This window comes from Streptomyces barkulensis (genome assembly GCF_002843305.1).
Taxonomy (GTDB): Bacteria; Actinomycetota; Actinomycetes; order Streptomycetales; family Streptomycetaceae; genus Streptomyces; species Streptomyces barkulensis.
This window is the reverse complement of record NZ_PGSG01000036.1, coordinates 1-14930: the sequence shown is the minus strand read 5'-3', so window position 1 is coordinate 14930 and position 14930 is coordinate 1. Positions and strand designations below refer to the sequence as shown.

The 14930-nt window shown below is 73.0% G+C and carries 14 protein-coding genes and 1 pseudogene; 6 read left to right on the top strand and 9 right to left on the bottom strand.

The window, feature by feature from the left end:
* Nucleotides 1-296: 296 nt before the first annotated feature.
* The 4 genes from CUT83_RS08745 to CUT83_RS08730 form a co-directional block, all read right to left on the bottom strand.
* Entirely contained in the window at nt 297-1790 is a 1494-nt protein-coding gene (locus tag CUT83_RS08745; RefSeq protein ID WP_101255296.1) for an NAD(P)H-hydrate dehydratase, read from the bottom strand.
* Between the two features lie 87 nt (nt 1791-1877).
* A complete protein-coding gene (locus tag CUT83_RS08740; RefSeq protein WP_101255295.1) occupies nt 1878-2246 on the bottom strand; it encodes a holo-ACP synthase in 369 nt (122 codons plus the stop codon).
* A gap of 67 nt (nt 2247-2313) precedes the next feature.
* Nucleotides 2314-4161 carry a glutamine--fructose-6-phosphate transaminase (isomerizing) gene (glmS, locus tag CUT83_RS08735; RefSeq protein WP_101255294.1) on the bottom strand — a complete coding sequence of 616 codons (1848 nt, stop codon included), beginning with the start codon at nt 4159-4161 and terminating at the stop codon, nt 2314-2316.
* 36 nt (nt 4162-4197) lie between these two features.
* Nucleotides 4198-4440 carry a hypothetical protein gene (locus CUT83_RS08730; RefSeq protein ID WP_240958403.1) on the bottom strand — a complete coding sequence of 81 codons (243 nt, stop codon included), beginning with the start codon at nt 4438-4440 and terminating at the stop codon, nt 4198-4200.
* A gap of 257 nt (nt 4441-4697) precedes the next feature.
* On the opposite strand from CUT83_RS08730, the gene coaA reads away from it, so the two are divergent.
* Nucleotides 4698-5678 carry a type I pantothenate kinase gene (gene coaA, locus CUT83_RS08725; RefSeq protein ID WP_093851518.1) on the top strand — a complete coding sequence of 327 codons (981 nt, stop codon included), beginning with the start codon at nt 4698-4700 and terminating at the stop codon, nt 5676-5678.
* Nucleotides 5679-5784: 106 nt separating this feature from the next.
* On the opposite strand, the gene glmM is transcribed toward coaA, so the two are convergent.
* From glmM to CUT83_RS08705, 4 genes are all read right to left on the bottom strand, one after another.
* Nucleotides 5785-7143, bottom strand: a complete 1359-nt coding sequence (gene glmM / locus CUT83_RS08720) for a phosphoglucosamine mutase (protein WP_101255293.1) — start codon at nt 7141-7143, stop codon at nt 5785-5787.
* 243 nt (nt 7144-7386) lie between these two features.
* Nucleotides 7387-7890 (bottom strand): 30S ribosomal protein S9, encoded by a 504-nt coding sequence (rpsI, locus tag CUT83_RS08715; RefSeq protein ID WP_093851435.1) that lies wholly within the window; start codon nt 7888-7890, stop codon nt 7387-7389.
* A 39-nt stretch (nt 7891-7929) separates the two neighbouring features.
* Nucleotides 7930-8373, bottom strand: a complete 444-nt coding sequence (rplM, locus tag CUT83_RS08710) for a 50S ribosomal protein L13 (protein WP_101255292.1) — start codon at nt 8371-8373, stop codon at nt 7930-7932.
* Nucleotides 8374-8626: 253 nt separating this feature from the next.
* Nucleotides 8627-10246 carry an ABC-F family ATP-binding cassette domain-containing protein gene (locus CUT83_RS08705; protein ID WP_101255291.1) on the bottom strand — a complete coding sequence of 540 codons (1620 nt, stop codon included), beginning with the start codon at nt 10244-10246 and terminating at the stop codon, nt 8627-8629.
* Between the two features lie 54 nt (nt 10247-10300).
* Between CUT83_RS08705 and CUT83_RS08695 the strand changes: the two genes are divergently transcribed.
* Complete coding sequence (locus CUT83_RS08695; protein ID WP_158238981.1) at nt 10301-11230, top strand: hypothetical protein; 930 nt, start codon at nt 10301-10303, stop codon at nt 11228-11230.
* A gap of 51 nt (nt 11231-11281) precedes the next feature.
* Here the strand turns inward: CUT83_RS08695 and CUT83_RS08690 are convergent, their stop codons facing one another.
* Nucleotides 11282-12220 carry a D-alanyl-D-alanine carboxypeptidase family protein gene (locus CUT83_RS08690; protein ID WP_101255317.1) on the bottom strand — a complete coding sequence of 313 codons (939 nt, stop codon included), beginning with the start codon at nt 12218-12220 and terminating at the stop codon, nt 11282-11284.
* A 407-nt stretch (nt 12221-12627) separates the two neighbouring features.
* On the opposite strand from CUT83_RS08690, the gene CUT83_RS30860 reads away from it, so the two are divergent.
* The 4 genes and pseudogenes from CUT83_RS30860 to CUT83_RS08675 all read left to right on the top strand — a co-directional run bounded on the left by CUT83_RS30860 (nt 12628) and on the right by CUT83_RS08675 (nt 14920).
* A complete protein-coding gene (locus tag CUT83_RS30860) occupies nt 12628-13380 on the top strand; it encodes an ISAs1 family transposase (protein WP_240958405.1) in 753 nt (250 codons plus the stop codon).
* Between the two features lie 20 nt (nt 13381-13400).
* Nucleotides 13401-13553: a hypothetical protein gene (locus tag CUT83_RS30855; RefSeq protein WP_241524779.1), complete on the top strand. Its 153-nt coding sequence runs from the start codon at nt 13401-13403 to the stop codon at nt 13551-13553.
* A 338-nt stretch (nt 13554-13891) separates the two neighbouring features.
* A pseudogene (locus CUT83_RS30850) lies at nt 13892-13999 on the top strand (transposase); the annotation flags it as partial.
* Nucleotides 14000-14173: 174 nt separating this feature from the next.
* A complete protein-coding gene (locus tag CUT83_RS08675) occupies nt 14174-14920 on the top strand; it encodes a transposase family protein (RefSeq protein WP_101254054.1) in 747 nt (248 codons plus the stop codon).
* Nucleotides 14921-14930 lie beyond the last annotated feature (10 nt).

Below are 14930 nucleotides of genomic sequence, written 5' to 3'. Positions count from 1 at the left end.
GGCCGCCTCCCGGCATGCGCGGCCCGGCATGCGCGGCCCGTGTCCCGCCGCGGGTCCCGGAGCCCGCCGCCCCGGCAGCCGGGGGAAGACGGCCGGTGGGCCGAGGCGGGCGGGCGCCCCGGGGACGGGCCCGGCACAGGCGCCCCGGCGCCGCACCGCCGGGGCGCACCGGGCGGTACGCCCGCACGACGGACCGGCGAGGGTGGACCAGCGAGGACGGACCCGGCCCGTGTCCCCGCCGCGAGGCCCGCGACGTACCCCGGCACTCGTCCACCGCGACCGCCACGGCTCCCGGCTCACCCGGCGCCCGCGGCCTCCACCACGTCCCGCCAGGCCGGGCGCAGCGCCTTGGCCACGTCGAGCGCACTGGTCAGCGGCGCCGCGCGGCGGCCTGCCAGGCCGTGGAGGTAGGCGCCCGCCACCGCCGCGTCCACGGGCGCCAGGCCGCAGGCGAGCAGCGAGCCGGCCAGCCCGGAGAGCACATCGCCGCTCCCGGCCGTCGCCAGCCAGCCGGTGCCGGTGGGGTTGACCCGCAGCGGGCCGTGGCCGCCGGGCGGGGCGACCACCGTGGTCGAGCCCTTGAGCAGCACCGCCGCCCCGTACCGCCGCGCCAGTTCCCGCGCCGAGGCCAGCCGCGCCGACTCGACCTCCTCCCGCTCGGCGCCCAGCAGCGCCGCCGCCTCGCCGGCGTGCGGGGTGAGCAGGACGGGGGCCGTGCGCTCCCGCAGCGGCCCGGCGTCCATCAGCCGCAGCCCGTCGGCGTCCACCAGCACCGGTACGTCCGAGGCCAGCACGTCCCGGACGATTCCGCGCGCCTCGTCCCCGTCGCCGAGCCCCGGCCCGACGACCCACGCCTGCACCCGGCCGGCCCGCGAGGGCGGGCCGGAGGAGACCAGCGTCTCGGGGAAGCGGGCGATCACCTCCTCGGCCGCGGGCCCGGCGTAGCGCACGGCGCCCGCGCCGCCGCGCAGCGCCCCGGCCACCGCCAGCACCGCCGCGCCCGGGTAGCGGGCGGAGCCGGCCGCGATCCCGACCACACCGCGCCGGTACTTGTCGCTCTCGGCCGACGGGCGGGGCAGCAGGGCGGCCACGTCCGCGTGCTGCGCGGCGCGCACCACCGGCTCGGCCGCCTCCAGATACGGGCCCAGGCCGATGTCGACCAGCCGCAGCGCCCCGGCGTGCTCGCGCGCCGGATCGACCAGCAGGCCCGGCTTGTACGCCCCGAAGGTCACCGTCGCCGCCGCCCGTACCGCCACACCGCGCACCTCGCCGGTGCCGGCGTCCACACCGCTGGGCAGGTCCACGGCGACGACGGGCACTCCGGCCTCCGCGACGGCGTCGGCGATCTCCACCGCGCCCGGCCGCAGGCCGCCCCGGCCGCCGATGCCGACGATGCCGTCCACCACCAGGTCGGCCCGCCGCACGAGCGCGGGCACGTCTGCGGGCACGCCCTCCAGCACGGTGTGGGCGGCCGGGGCCGCGACGGCCCGGCCGCCGGCCGCCCGCAGCGCGGCGAGCCCGCCGGTGTGGACCTTCTCCGGGCTGAGCAGCACGGCGGTCACCCCGGCGCCGCGCCGGGCCAGGTACGCCCCGGCGAAGAGCGCGTCCCCGCCGTTGTCGCCGCTGCCCACCAGCAGGGCGACCCGGGTGCCGTAGACGCGCCCCAGCATCCCGGCGCAGGCGGCGGCCAGCCCGGCGGCGGCACGGCGCATCAGCGCCCCGGCGGGCAGGCGCGCCATCAGCTCCCGCTCGGCGGCCCGTACGGTCTGCACGCTGTAGGCATCTCTCATGCCCTCAGTCTGACCGCCCGCCGCCGGGTCCACCCGCCTCCGGCCGTCCTCCGGCGTCTTCGGCGATCGGCTCCCGGCTCCCGGCGATCAGCTCTCGGCGATCACGACGGCCGTCGCCACCCCCGCGTCATGGCTGAGGGAGACGTGCCAGTGGCGCACCCCCAGCTCGGCGGCGCGGGCGGCGACGGTGCCGGTCACCCGCAGCAGCGGCTGCCCGTGCTCGGAGGCGTGCACCTCCGCGTCCGTCCACACCAGCCCGCCGGGCGCGCCCAGCGCCTTGGCCAGGGCCTCCTTGGCGGCGAACCGCGCCGCCAGCGAGGCCACCGAGCGCCGCTCCCCGCCGGGCAGGGTCTGCTCGGCGGGGGTGAACAGCCGCTCGGCCAGGGCGGGGGTGCGGGCCAGCGCGCCGGCGAAGCGGTCGACGGAGGCGACGTCGATCCCCACCCCGACGATCACCCGCGGCCCCCCGTCCGCCGGGAGCGCCCCGTCCGCCGGGAGCGCCCCGTCCGTCCGCTGCGCGAACTCATTCCACCGTCACCGACTTGGCCAGGTTACGTGGCTGGTCCACCTCGTTGCCGCGGGCCGTGGCCAGCTCGCAGGCGAAGACCTGCAGCGGCACGGTGGCCACCAGCGGCTGGAGCAGGGTGGGCGTGGCGGGGATGCTCACCAGGTGGTCGGCGTACGGCACGACCGTCTCGTCGCCCTCCTCGGCGATGACGATGGTCCGCGCGCCCCGGGCCCGGATCTCCTGGATGTTGGAGACGATCTTGTCGTGCAGCACGGACCGGCCGCGCGGCGACGGCACGACCACCACCACCGGCAGGTCCTCCTCGATCAGCGCGATCGGGCCGTGCTTGAGCTCGCCGGCCGCGAAGCCCTCGGCGTGCATGTACGCCAGCTCCTTGAGCTTGAGCGCGCCCTCCAGGGCGACGGGGAAGCCCACGTGGCGGCCGAGGAAGAGCACGGTGTTCTTGTCCGCCAGGGAGCGGGCCAGCTCCCGCACCGGCTCCATGGTGGCCAGGACCTTCTCGACCTCCGTGGAGATCTGCGACAGCTCCCGGATCACCGAGCCGATCTCGTCGCCCCACTTGGTGCCGCGCACCTGGCCCAGGTAGAGGGCCACCAGGTAGCAGGCCACCAGCTGGGTCAGGAACGCCTTGGTGGAGGCGACCGCGACCTCGGGCCCGGCGTGGGTGTAGAGCACCGCGTCGGACTCGCGCGGGATGGTGGAGCCGTTGGTGTTGCAGATGGCCAGCACCTTGGCGCCCTGCTCGCGGGCGTGGCGCAGCGCCATCAGGGTGTCCATGGTCTCGCCGGACTGGCTGATGGCGATGACGAGCGTGCGCTGGTCCATGATCGGGTCCCGGTAGCGGAACTCGCTGGCCAGCTCGGTCTCGCAGGGGACGCGCGTCCAGTGCTCGATGGCGTACTTGGCGATCATCCCGGCGTGGTAGGCCGTGCCGCACGCCACGATGACGACCTTGTCCACCTCGCGCAGCACGTGGTCGGGGATGCGCACCTCGTCCAGGGCCAGCCGGCCGGCCTCGTCGATGCGGCCCAGGAGGGTGTCGGCGACCGCCTTGGGCTGCTCGGCGATCTCCTTGAGCATGAAGTAGTCGTAGCCGCCCTTCTCGGCGGCCGAGGCGTCCCAGTCCACGTGGTAGGCGCGGGTGTCGGCGGGGGCGCCGTCGAAGTCGGTGACGGTGACCCGGTCCCGCCTCAGCTCCACGACCTGGTCCTGGCCCAGCTCGATGGCCTCGCGCGTGTGGGCGATGAACGCGGCGACGTCGGAGGCGAGGAAGTTCTCGCCCTCGCCGACGCCGACCACCAGCGGCGAGTTGCGCCGGGCGCCGACGACGGTGTCGGGCTCGTCGGCGTGGACGGCCACGAGGGTGAAGGCGCCCTCCAGCCGGCGGCACACCTGCCGCATGGCCTCGGCCAGGTCGCCGCAGGAGGAGAAGTTCTCGGCGAGCAGGTGGGCCACGACCTCGGTGTCGGTCTCGGAGGTCAGCTCGTGGCCGCGCTCGGCCAGCTCGGCGCGGAGCGCGGCGAAGTTCTCGATGATGCCGTTGTGGACGACCGCGACCCGCCCGGAGTTGTCCAGGTGCGGGTGCGCGTTGGCGTCGGTCGGCCCGCCGTGGGTGGCCCACCGGGTGTGGCCGATGCCGGTGGCTCCGGCCGGCAGCGGGCGCTCGTCCAGCAGCTTGCCGAGGTTGCCCAGCTTCCCGGCCTTCTTCGCGGCGGCCAGCCCGCCGTCGGCGAGGACGGCAACGCCCGCCGAGTCATAACCGCGGTACTCCAACCGCTTCAGTCCCGCGATGACGACGTCGAGGGCGGACTGCCCTCCCACATAACCAACGATTCCGCACATGCGATGCAGCCTAAGGGCAGCCGGGGGCGAGGGCTGTCAGCGCCCTCGCCCTATTCGTCCGACCGCCCGCCTGACGATCTCCAGGTACTCGGCCTCCTCGCACCGCGGCCGGCCGCCCGGCCGGTACGTCTCCAGCACGTCGCCGGGGTGCTCCCCCAGGTCCTCGTCGGGCAGTTCCTCCAGGAGTTCCTCCCACGCCCGGGCGTCGCGTGCCTCGGCAGACCTGCGCGCGACCAGGCGGCGTCGGGCTGCGCGGGAGCGCTGGAACGGAATCGGCATACGGATCCCCTCCGGGGCGGTGGTACGCGAACCCCGCCGGGAGCGGGCAGGGGTTCGCACGGCGGCTTCACACACATGGAGCAAGTGCGCGAACGCGGTCAACGTATCCGCGCCGGACCTCCGCGTACACCCCCTCGTGCGCACATCTGTGCTGCTGATCACACTCGAACGGCCGTGAGACCGGACGCGTACGGCCCGACAATGGGCCCGTGTCCACCCCCGTCACCGCCCCCGGACCCTCCGCCGCGTCCGGCGCCCTGCCGCAGCAGCGCCGCGGCCGGCCGTCCGACACGAGCCCGTTCGTCGACCTCGGACGGGCCGAGTGGAGCGCCCTGCGGGAGAAGACCCCGCTGCCGCTGACCGCCGCGGAGGTGGAGGAGCTGCGCGGTCTGGGCGACGTCATCGACCTCGACGAGGTGCGGGACGTCTACCTGCCGCTGTCCCGGCTGCTCAACCTCTACGTCGGCGCCACCCACGGGCTGCGCGGCGCGCTCAACACCTTCCTGGGCGACGCGGGCGGCGGGCACGGCGCCCAGCGCGGCACCCCGTTCGTCATCGGGGTCGCGGGCAGCGTCGCGGTCGGCAAGTCCACGGTGGCCCGGCTGCTGCGGGCGCTGCTGGCCCGCTGGCCCGAGCACCCGCGGGTGGAGCTGGTGACCACCGACGGCTTCCTGCTGCCCAACGCGGAGCTGCACCGGCGCGGGCTGATGTCGCGCAAGGGCTTCCCCGAGTCCTACGACCGCCGCGCCCTCACCCGGTTCGTCGCGGACGTCAAGTCGGGCCGGGAGGAGGTCACCGCGCCCGTCTACTCGCACCTGATCTACGACATCGTCCCCGGCGAGGTGCTGACGGTGCGCCGCCCCGACATCCTGATCGTCGAGGGCCTCAACGTCCTCCAGCCGGCCCTGCCGGGCAAGGACGGCCGCACCCGGCTGGCCGTCGCCGACTACTTCGACTTCTCCGTCTACGTGGACGCGCGCACCGAGGACATCGAGCGGTGGTACCTGGACCGTTTCCGCAAGCTGCGCGAGACGGCCTTCCAGAACCCGTTCTCCTACTTCCGCAGGTACACGCAGGTGTCGCAGGAGGAGGCGCTGGACTACGCACGCGGCATCTGGCGGACGATCAACCGTCCGAACCTCCAGGAGAACATCGCCCCTACCCGGGGCCGCGCCGGCCTGATCCTGCGCAAGGGCCCGGACCACAAGGTCCAGCGCCTGTCGCTGCGCAAACTCTGACGCGGGACGCCCGCACGTCGGCGGGGAGGCGGCCCTCGGCCGCCCCCGCCCCGCCTTCCGTCGTGCCGGACCGCGCGCCCACGCGGAGCGCGCCGGACGCGCAACGTCAGCCCAGCGCCGACTTGACCTCGTCCGCCAGCCGCTGCGCCACCGCACGGGCCTGCTCCAGATCGGCCGCCTCCACCATCACCCGCACCAGCGGCTCGGTGCCGGAGGAGCGCAGCAGCACCCGGCCGGTCTCGCCCAGCTCCTTCTCGGCCTCGTTCACGGCCGTGGCCAGCCGGGCCGAGGAGGAGACCCGGGTCTTGTCCACGTCCCGCACGTTGACCAGCACCTGCGGCAGGCGCCGCATGACGCCCGCCAGCTCCGCCAGGGGCCGGCCGGTGGCGGCCACCCGCGCGGCCAGCATCAGACCGGTCAGGGTGCCGTCGCCGGTGGTGGCGTGGTCCAGCACGATCACGTGCCCGGACTGCTCGCCGCCCAGCGAGTAGCCGCCGCGCTTCATCTCCTCCAGCACATAGCGGTCGCCGACCGCCGTCTGGAGCAGCTCGACGCCCTCGCGCTCCATGGCGAGCTTGAAGCCGAGGTTGGACATCACCGTGGCCACCACGGTGTTGCCCCGCAGCGTGCCGGCCTCCTTCATGCCCAGGGCCAGCACGCTGAGGATCTGGTCGCCGTCGATCTCCTCGCCGGCCGCGTCCACGGCCAGGCAGCGGTCGGCGTCGCCGTCGTGGGCCACGCCCAGGTCGGCGCCGTGCTCGACGACGGCCGCGCGCAGCCCGTCGAGGTGGGTGGAGCCGCAGCCGTCGTTGATGTTGAGCCCGTCGGGCTCGGTGGCGATGGTGACCACCTCGGCGCCCGCCCGCGCGAACGCCTCCGGGGAGACCCGCGCCGCCGCGCCGTGCGCGCCGTCGATGACGACCTTGAGCCCGTCGAGCCGGTTGGGCAGGACGCCGACGAGGTGGGCGACGTACTTGTCGAAGCCCTCGTCGTACTCCTTCACCCGGCCCACCCCGGCGCCCGTCGGGCGGTCCCAGGGCTCGCCGGAGGCGTGCTCGCGGTAGGTGCTCTCGATGCGGTCCTCCAGCTCGTCGGCGAGCTTGTGGCCGCCGCGGGCGAAGAACTTGACGCCGTTGTCGGGCATGGGGTTGTGGCTGGCGGACAGCATCACGCCCAGGTCGGCGCCGAGCGCGCCGGTCAGGTACGCCACGGCCGGGGTCGGCAGCACGCCCACCCGCAGCACGTCCACGCCCGCGCTGGCCAGCCCGGCCACCACGGCGGCCTCCAGGAACTCCCCGGACGCGCGCGGATCACGTCCGACCACCGCCACCGGGCGATGGCCCTTGAACGTACCCGCCTCGGCGAGCACGTGCGCCGCCGCGACCGACAGACCGAGCGCCATTTCGGCGGTCAGGTCGGCGTTGGCGACTCCGCGCACACCGTCCGTACCGAAGAGTCGTCCCACCGTGGTTCCTCCGAGTTCCGAGCTGAGCTCCGGGCGCGCCGAGGCCCGGTCGATCCAGATATACGCCCCTTGGCGGCGGATGCGGCACGGCCGTGACCGCGGCGTGCCGACGGTCGCCCCACCGGACCCGCCGGTCCGGAGGCGGGCGGGGGCCCGAAGACGAGCGCCCCGACGCACCGTGACGGTGCTGTCGGGGCGCTCATCAGCGGATCCCAGGGGGTCCAGCGGACAGCGAGGCGCTGATCAGCGCTTGCTGTACTGGGTGCCCTTGCGGGCCTTCTTCAGACCGGCCTTCTTCCGCTCGACCGCGCGGGCGTCGCGGGTCAGGAAGCCGGCCTTCTTCAGCGGGCCGCGGTTGTTCTCCACGTCCGCCTCGTTCAGGGCGCGGGCCACGCCCAGGCGCAGCGCGCCGGCCTGGCCGGAGACGCCGCCGCCGCTGATGCGGGCGATGACGTCGTAGCGGTTGTCCAGCTCCAGAACCTTGAACGGCTCGTTGACTTCCTGCTGGTGCACCTTGTTCGGGAAGTAGGCCTCCAGGGTGCGGCCGTTGATCTTCCACTGGCCGCTGCCCGGCACGATGCGCACGCGGGCGATGGCGTTCTTCCGGCGCCCGGTGCCGGCGCCCGGCTGGGGCTCACCGAAACGGGACGCGAGGGACTCGGTGGTGTACTCCTCGACGCCCTCGGGGGTCTCGGTGGTGTACTGCTCGACCTCTTCGATCGGGGTCTCGGCGGTGGTCTCGGCCACGGTTCTCCTCAGCTCTCTTCAGTCTTGGTTGTGGCCGGACTACTGCGCGACCTGGGTGATCTCGAACGGGACCGGCTGCTGGGCGCCGTGCGGGTGGTTCTCGCCCGCGTAGACCTTCAGCTTCGAGAGCATCTGGCGGCCCAGGGAGTTCTTCGGGAGCATGCCCTTGATGGCCTTCTCCACGGCCTTCTCCGGGTTGTTCCTCAGCAGGTCGTCGTAGCGGACGGACCGCAGACCGCCGGGGTAGCCGGAGTGGCGGTAGGCCAGCTTCTGGGTCCGCTTGTTGCCGGAGAGGTGCACCTTGTCGGCGTTGATGATGATGACGAAGTCACCAGCGTCAACGTGCGGCGCGTACACCGGCTTGTGCTTGCCCCTCAGAAGGGTGGCGGCCTGGGTGGCCAGACGGCCCAGGACGACGTCGGTGGCGTCGATGACGTGCCACTGGCGCTGGACGTCGCCGGGCTTGGGGCTGTACGTACGCACGGTCGTAGCCTTCGCTTCTTCAGTGAGTGTTTCCTGACAAGGTCACCGGAGATCACGACAGCCCTGACCGCACTCCGGTGACGCAAGCCGGTGCGGGTCGCTGGTCATCGTCCTGGTGGACCAGGCGTAGCGGCCTCTCACGTGAGAACGAGCAAGCCAATACGCACAACGAACCAGCAGGATACCGGCCGTCCTCCGCACGGGTCAAAACGCCCCCTCCCGGCGGATGCGCCGAAGCCCTCCCGCACGCCCCTCAGCGCGCCCGCGCCACCCGCCCCTCGTCCCAGACCGGCTCCGGCGCCTCGCGCACCCTGCCGTCCGCGCCGAAGACCAGGAAACGGTCGAAGGAGCGGGCGAACCAACGGTCGTGCGTCACCGCCAGCACCGTCCCCTCGTACGCCTCCAGCCCCTGCTGGAGCGCCTCGGCGCTCTCCAGGTCCAGGTTGTCGGTCGGCTCGTCCAGCAGCAGCGCCGTCGATCCGGCCAGTTCCAGCAGCAGGATCTGGAAGCGGGCCTGCTGGCCGCCCGAGAGCTTCCCGAAGGGCTGCTCGGCCTGGCGGTCCAGCTCGTAGCGGCGCAGCGCGGACATCGCCGCGCCCCGGTCCTTCGCGTGCTCGGTCCACAGGACGTCGAGCAGGGTGCGCCCCTCCAGCTCGGGATGGGCGTGGGTCTGGGCGAAGTGGCCGGGGACCACCCGGGCGCCCAGCTTCCACTCGCCGGTGTGGGCGACGTCGCCCCCGGCCAGCAGCCGCAGGAAGTGCGACTTGCCCGAGCCGTTGGAGCCCAGCACCGCGACCCGCTCGCCGTAGAAGACCTCCAGATCGAACGGCTTCATCAGCCCGGTCAGCTCCAGACCGGCACAGGTGACCGCCCGCACCCCGGTGCGCCCGCCGCGCAGCCGCATCCGGATGTCCTGCTCGCGCGGCGGCTCCTGCGGCGGGCCGGCCTCCTCGAACTTCCGCAGCCGGGTGCGGGCCGCCTGGAGCCGGGAGGCGAGCCCGTCGTTGTAGGCGGCCTTCTGCTTGAGGGTGTTCACCAGTTTCTTGAGCTGCGCGTGCTGCTCGTCCCAGCGCCGCCGCAGTTCCTCGAAGCGGGCGAAGCGCTCCTTGCGGGCCTGGTGGTAGGTGGCGAAGCCGCCGCCGTGCACCCACACATCCGACCCGGCCGGGCCCGGCTCCACGCTGACGATCCTCCGCGCGGCCCGGGCCAGCAGCTCGCGGTCGTGGGAGACGAACAGGACCGTCTTGCGGGTCTCGGCCAGCCGCTCTTCCAGCCAGCGCTTGCCGGGGACGTCGAGGTAGTTGTCCGGCTCGTCCAGCAGCAGCACCTCGTCCGGGCCGCGCAGCAGCGCCTCCAGCACCAGCCGCTTCTGCTCGCCGCCCGACAGGGTGCGCACCTGCCGCCACTGCGCCTTGTCGTAGGGGACGCCGAGGGCTGCGGTGGTGCACACGTCCCAGGCTGTCTCGGCCTCGTAGCCGCCGGCCTCGGCCCAGTCCGCCAGTGCCTGCGCATAGCTCATCTGGGCGGCCTCGTCGTCGACCTCCATGATCCTCAGCTCGGCGGCGTCCACCGCCTCCGCCGCCTGGCGCACCCGCGGCCGGGCCACCGAGACCAGCAGGTCGCGCACCGTGCGTTCGTCCCGGACCGAGCCCACGAACTGCGGCATCACCCCGAGCCCGCCGCCGACGGTCACCGTGCCGCCGTGCGGCTTCAGCTCCCCGGCGATCAGCCGCAGCAGCGTCGTCTTCCCGGCTCCGTTGGCGCCCACCAGGGCCACCACCGAGCCCTCCCCCACCCGGAACGAGACGTCGCCGAGCAGCACCCTCCCGTCGGGCAGGTAGTACTCCAGGTGCGCGGCCTCGACGTGTCCCATCCCCCGACTGTGAACGCGCCGGCGGCCCCGCGGCAAGCGAATAAGATGCGGGGCATGAGCTTTGGGCAGGGGGGGCCGGGCTGGGGCCCGGGAGGACCGTCCGGACAGCCGGGGCCGCCGGGACGGCCAGGACCGCCGGGGCCGTTCGGGCAGCCTGGGCAGTCCGGGCCGCCGGAGCCGTCCACACCGGACTGGGCGGCACTCGCCGAGCGCAGCGAGCGCACCCGCGCCCGGCGCCGCCGCTGGCTGATGATCGGCGGCGGGGCGGTGGCCACCGCCGTCGTCGCCGCGATCGTCGCGGTCGCCGTCGTCAACGAGAACGGATCGGGCTCCGGCCCCGCCGCCGCCTCGGACTCCCCGGCGCCGTCGGCCTCCGAGACCCCGCCGCCCGGCCCGGAGCAGCCGGAGCCCACCTTCTCCTCCGAGCCGCCTCCCCCGCCGCCGGACCCGCGGGACTTCCTCTCCAGCGCCGAGAAGGACACCGCCCCGCTCGGCGCGCGCACGCTCTTCCCCGGTGACTCGATGAAGGCCAACGGCCGCACCTACGACAAGGGCGCCACGGCCTCCACCAAGAGCTGTGCGTCCGGCACCCAGGGCGCGCTCGGCGCGGTGCTGACGAACAACGGCTGCCGCGAGCTGATCCGGGTGACGTACGTGCGCGAGGGGGTGGCGGTCACCGTCGGCGTCGCGGTCTTCGACGACGCCGAGGCCGCGCGCAAGGCCAAGGAGCAGTCCCGGCCCAACGTCGCCTCACTGCCCGGCTCGGGCGTGCCCACCTTCTGCCGGGGCGGCGTGACCTGCCGCACCTCCGCCAACGCGCTGGGCCGCTACGCGTACTTCACCATCTCCGGCTACACCAGCGGCAAGGACGTCACCGCCTCCGAGACCGCCGCCCGCCAGGCCGGCCTGGACGCGGCCGACTTCGCCTTCGCCCGCATCCTCAAGCGCGGCCAGGAGCAGGCGGCGGCCTCGGTCACCGGCTGACCCGTGGCCCTGGACCGGGCGAGCCGGTCCAGGGCCACGGGCATCTCGGGATCAGTCCCGCTGTGCTCCCGCCGGGAGCGTGCGCAGCGTCACCTTCGTGGCCGTCTTCCGCTCGAAGGACCAGTCGAGCATCCTCGTCGCGTCCCGGTAGCGGTCGGAGCTGTTCAGGATCACTCCGACGACCGTGCGCTTGTCACGCGTCGCCGCGAAGACCAGGCAGGGCCCGGCCTTGGAGCCCGTACCGGTCTTGATGCCGATCACGCCCTTGTACGAACCGAGCAGCTTGTTGGTGTTGTACCAGGTGTAGGTGCGGCCGTTGGTCGCCTTCTGGACGGTCCTGGTCGCCTTGACCACCGCCCTGAATGTGGAGTTCCCCAGCGCGTGCCGCGCCAGCTTCGCCATGTCGCGGGGGGTCGAGTAGTTCTTGCCACTCTTGGGGATGCCGTCGAAGGAGTCGAACTTCGTGTTCTTCATCCCCAGACCGGCGGCCTTCTTGTTCATCTTGGAGATGAACGACTTGGTGCGGGCGGCCGTCGTGCTCCCGCTGCCGAAGGTGTCGGCCAGCGCGTACGCCGCGTCGCAGCCGGAGGGCAGCATCATCCCGTACAGCAGCTGGCGCACCGTGAGCTTGTCGCCCGTCTTCAGGTCCGCGGTGCTGGCCCCGTACTTGGTCACGTAGTCGCGGTAGGCCTTCTTCACCGTGACCTTGCGGTTCAGGTCGACGCCCTTGGTGGTCACCACGACCGCCGCGGCCATGATCTTGGTGGTGCTGGCCATCTCCCTCCGGGTGTCGGCGCCCTTGCCCCACAGGGGCTTGTCGGGCCCGCTGTCCAGCAGGAAGGCACCCTTGGCCGCTATCCCGGACGGTCCCCCGGCCGCCTGGGCGGGTGCCGCCGTCGGGCCCGCCAGGAGTACGGCGCAGGCGGCCGCCAGCACCACGCCCGCCCTGCGGATCCCCCTTGTACGAAGTCTCAATGGACGCTCCGTCATCGTGGTCGACGGGCCCACACGACGCGGGCCCGACTACTGGACGACCGAGCGGCACCGGCGGTTGCCCACCGGATCCGGCCAACCCGTCTACGGGAGTTCCGCCGACGCGCCGGGGTTCTCGTACAGCCGAGGCGGGCGCGCCCACCGACGGCCCGGAAAGCCTCCGGGCGATCGTCAAGTTCCGCGACGTACCGGTTGCGCTGCTCCCATCGGGCACCGCACGGCGTACCGACCCGCCATGGCCGGGGGACCAGGGTTCCGTTGTTCTCGCGGTCGGCCCGGAAGAACCGGCATGGGTCTGATGCCCTGATTCGGCTGTGACGGTGATGGATCGGTAGGTAGACGCGCAGGCACGACTCCCGGTGATCATGGAATGTCGAGTTCGCTGATCACCACAATGGAAAACCGTGCCTGCCGCACCATCATCGCCCATTCCAGCCGCGCTGGGCCAACTCGCCGGATCCGATCCGGCCCGCCCCGACGAACTACCCGGCCTGCTAGACCTGCTGTCCCGCCTGCCCGACCCACGCCGCCCGCGGGGCCGACGTTACCGGCTGTCGTACATCCTGGCCCTGGCCGCCTGCGCGGTCCTGACCGGAGCCACATCCCTCACCGCCATCGCCGAGTGGGCCGCCGATGCCCCTGACCATCTCCTTCTCCACTGCGGGGCCACGCTTCGCGATCCGGACCGGCCCTACCGGGCGCCCAGCGAAGCGACCGTGCGCTGGGTACGGCAGCGCGTCGACGGCGACGCCCTCGACGCCGCGATCGGCGGCTGGCTCACCACCCGCGCGGACGCCGCCCGCGCCACCGCCCAGGACGGGCACCGGCCGTCCCGCCCGGTGCGGGCGGCCATCGCGGTGGACGGCAAATCCCTGCACGGCGCGGTCCGCGCCGACGGCCGCCGCGTCCACCTGATCTCCGCGCTGCGCGGCGCCGGCATCGTGCTCGCCCAGCGCGAGGTCGACGCCAAGAGCAACGAGATCACTGCGTTCCGGCCACTGTTGGACCCCCTCGACCTCGACCTGACCGGCGCGGTGGTGACCTCCGCCGCCCTGCTGACCCAGACCGACCACGCGAAGTTCCTCGTCGAGGAGAAGGGCGCGCACTACATCGCCCTACTCAAGAGCAACCACCCGCGACCCCACACGCGCTGGTGAAGGGCCTTCCCTGGAAGAAGGTGCCGCTGATTGACCGCACCCGCACCGCCGCCCACGGCCGCCACGAGATCCGTCGTCTGAAGGCCGTCACCGTGCCTAGGCTGCCGTTCTCCCATGTCGGCCAGGCGCTGCAGATCGTCCGCCGCGGCACACCAGGCGCACCGGGAAAGTGACCCTTGAACGCGTCTACGCGCTCACCAGCCTGACCACGCACCAGGTGACAGCCGCTGACCTGGCACAACATGTTCGTGGGCACTGGGCCATCGAGATTCGGAAGCACCATGTCAGGGATGTGACGTTCGGGGAGGATGCCTCGCGGGTGTGGGCCGGCAGTGCCCCTCGGGCGATGGCCTCCTTGCGGAACCTGGCCATCGGCGCACTCCGCCTGGCGGGTCGGGACAACATCGCCGAGGGTCTGCGCCATCACGGCCGGGATATGACCCGACCGCTGGCGCTCCTCGGACTCACATGATCATTCCCGGCCGATCGCGAGAACGACGGAGCCCTGCCCGAACACCTCATCCAGCGCATCCGGCGGGGCCTGCGGCACATCCAATACCGCAGCGACCTCATCGACGGCTGCCTGGCCGAGACCGGCCTGACCACCAGACCCGGATGAACCCTTACGACATCACGAGTTCAACCTCAGTGAACGCTTCTCATCCTGTGGTTCGTGGGTGATGGCGGCTGGTGGTCGGGGGGCCGTAACGCGGCAGGGCTCCTGGTCGTTGCGGCTGGTGATCTCACTCGCCAACGTCTCGACACAGGAGCCCTGTTGGTCCCGTATCGTGCCATGCTCGACGTCCCCCACGAAGTCGTGGAGCACGTTTCCTGGCTCATCTACGCCCGAAGGCGTGAGCTGAACTCCCGCTGGCGGAAGCTGGGCTGCTTCCGCCAGGCCCTGCTGGTCCTGGTGCACCTGCGCAAGAACGAGACCCTGGCCCAGGCCGCAGCGGGGTTCGGCATCTCCACCGCCACCGCCGGCCGGTACGTGAGCGAAACGGTCGACCTCCTCGCCGAGCGCGCCCCGAGCCTGCACGAGGCCCTGCGCGAGCTGCCGCCGGAGGGGTTCGTCATCCTCGACGGCACTTTGATCACTACCAACCGCATCGCGGCGGACGAGCCGTACTACTCGCAGAAGCACCGCCGCCACGGGATGAACGTGCAGGTCATCGCCCGCCCGGACGGCACCCCGCTCTGGTTCTCCCGCGCGACACCGGGCCGCACGCACGACCTGACCGCAGCCCGCGCCCACGGTGTGATCCAAGCCTGCCTGTCCCGTCAGCTCCTCGTCCTGGCCGACCGCGCCTACCAGGGCGCCGGCGCGACCGTCCGCACCCCCTACTACGGTCATCGCGACCTGCCCGAGCACTACCAGCAGTACAACCGCGACCACGCCCGGCTGCGCGCCCCGGGCGAACGCGCCTTCGCCCGCCTCAAGCAATGGCGGATCCTCCGCAAGGCCCGGTGCAGCACCAACCGCATCGGTCGCACGGTCGCCGCCGTTCACGCCATCGAGATCGCCTGGCGCTCAGGATGAGAAGCGTTCA